The sequence below is a fragment of the Ruegeria sp. H3 genome (assembly GCF_056533095.1).
This window is the reverse complement of sequence record NZ_JBQFOD010000038.1, coordinates 1-1,878: the sequence shown is the minus strand read 5'-3', so window position 1 is coordinate 1,878 and position 1,878 is coordinate 1. Positions and strand designations below refer to the sequence as shown.

Sequence of the window (1,878 nt, the reverse complement as noted above, 5' to 3'; positions counted from 1 at the left end):
CTCTGCGACCGTTCCCCATGCTTCCATGACGGATGGCTTGGCCCAGCAGCATGCCCACCTCTGGCCCCATGCATGCGACAAACACTCCAACCTTGAACGGCGGGGGCACGGCACCGCTTGCCAGTGGACTTGGCTGTGGCGGTGCATCTGGGCGCATCATTGAGTCTTTTCGTAGGGTCCATGAGGTTATCGTCATTTTTTGTCATCCGACCGCCCCCCGTTTTGGACGTTGCCGACAATGGCCTGCCCACCTTCTTTGACCTCGACGCGTTCGACGCGGACGGTCTGATCTGCCTTGGAGCGGTACCGTTTCAGGGTTTCAATCTGGCTCGCGAAGGTCCGCGCAAGTTTATTCAGTGCCCTTTCAGCCGAGTCTTGCTGAGGGAGGGTTTCGACGTGATTGAGCCTGCGCGCCATCATCATCGTCGCCTGGTGGATCGCGCCCATTTGAATGGCCAGCATCGCTTCGATCTCATCCTCTGGCCGGATACCTGCAACAACCGACATCACGAAATTGGATGCGGTCTCGGAGACTGAGCTGCCTTGTTGTCCGAGCACAGCCACCTGGTCCATGACACCTTCGAAGAACCGGTAATCCGCCGTGCCGAGCTCATGCATGGCCAAGGCACATGCCGCCTTTGGGTCTTTTCCCTTGTGCCCAACCGTGAGCCTGCGTGTATCTTCATCGAAGTCCAACTTGATGTCCGGTGCCCGAACGCGTGATTTCTTTCGTTCCTTAAAATCCGCAATCGCATTGGTCTCCGCATCCGTGAGGTTGAAGCCCTTTGTCTGCAGATCGTTGCCTTTGTCTTTCTGTGTCTTGCTCATGTCCGCCTCGCGTAACAGGGAGTGGTTAGTATTAGTGTTCCGATTCAGAACCGATGGACCGACGCAAAATCGATCTGACGGGTTCTGATTTGGAACCATGGAAAGTCTTTGGGTTCTCGAACGGAACCACAGAAGTTGCTGACGGGTCCGTCTCAGAACCGCCAGTCATTGGTGGCTGCTTTCTTGCCGGATCGGGTCTGCGTCGCCTTGGTCGTCAGCCGCCATTCGTGGGCGCGACGGTGATACCAGTTGCCTTCCTGCTTCAGCACGAGGAAGCCTTTGTCCTGCAGATCGTCGAAGGCACGCTGAACAGTGGCCTTGCCCAATCCCAGGATCTCTGCCGCCTCGTTCATCGACAGGAACACTTTGCCGTTGTTGCCGCCGTTGAAGCGGGTATGAAGCTCCAGCCAGAGCTTCACAGCAGGCCCAGACAACGCTCGCCACGCCGGGGACTTGATTATGGCGTAGGGCAGATAAACGAACTGGCCCTCATCCGACCGTTTGCCTTTGGGAGACCGCCGCCTACTCATCGCGACACCTCCGCTGGAAACGCGCGGGCAATGCATCCAGTTCAGGAATGTCACAGCCGATATGCGCCCGGACGAGTCGGGTGAGGCTGGATTTGGATACACAGTACCCGAGCGTGTCCCACGCCGCTCCCCCGGTCGGAAATTGGGGTCTCTGGCGCTGAAACAGCCATTGGATACCGTCCCGGCATACGGCGACGCGATAAACACCGTAGCGAAAGAGTTCACCGCTGTAGTTCTCAGCAGTTTCCCGATGATCGGTTCGCGAAAGAGGGCCAGTGTGCGGCTCCCTGTCGTGACCGGCATTGATCGACTTGGAAATGGACATTTCAGCCATGCTCAATCCGTCCTTTCCGCACGATCACCCGTTCCACCGAGTGGCTCAGGGGCGACCAGTAGTACCGGCGTTCGTTTTGTCTTGTCGGCACAGGGCATCCTGTGGCATCAACTGGACTTGCTAGGGTGGCAGTTGATGTCACTGGAAAAGCCCCATCTCCGCGCTTGGAGTTGGGGTTTTTCATTA

Annotated in this window: 3 protein-coding genes; 1 reads left to right on the top strand and 2 read right to left on the bottom strand. The window is 57.5% G+C overall.

The genetic code is table 11. The annotated features are described in order from the left end of the window. Nucleotides 1-192 precede the first annotated feature (192 nt). Nucleotides 193-828: a hypothetical protein gene (locus ACR0JE_RS19610; RefSeq protein ID WP_480865361.1), complete on the bottom strand. Its 636-nt coding sequence runs from the start codon at nt 826-828 to the stop codon at nt 193-195. A 152-nt stretch (nt 829-980) separates the two neighbouring features. Continuing rightward, nucleotides 981-1,358 (bottom strand): helix-turn-helix domain-containing protein, encoded by a 378-nt coding sequence (locus ACR0JE_RS19605; protein WP_480865360.1) that lies wholly within the window; start codon nt 1,356-1,358, stop codon nt 981-983. Between the two features lie 61 nt (nt 1,359-1,419). On the opposite strand from ACR0JE_RS19605, the gene ACR0JE_RS19600 reads away from it, so the two are divergent. Then, on the top strand, nt 1,420-1,878 hold a 459-nt coding region (locus tag ACR0JE_RS19600), incomplete at its 3' end, for a hypothetical protein (protein ID WP_480865359.1).

Excerpts from the sequence above, each read along its gene's own strand:
- ACR0JE_RS19610 (WP_480865361.1), bottom strand. The coding sequence starts at position 828 with ATGAGCAAGACACAGAAAGACAAAGGCAACGATCTGCAGACAAAGGGC.
- ACR0JE_RS19605 (WP_480865360.1), bottom strand. The coding sequence starts at position 1,358 with ATGAGTAGGCGGCGGTCTCCCAAAGGCAAACGGTCGGATGAGGGCCAG.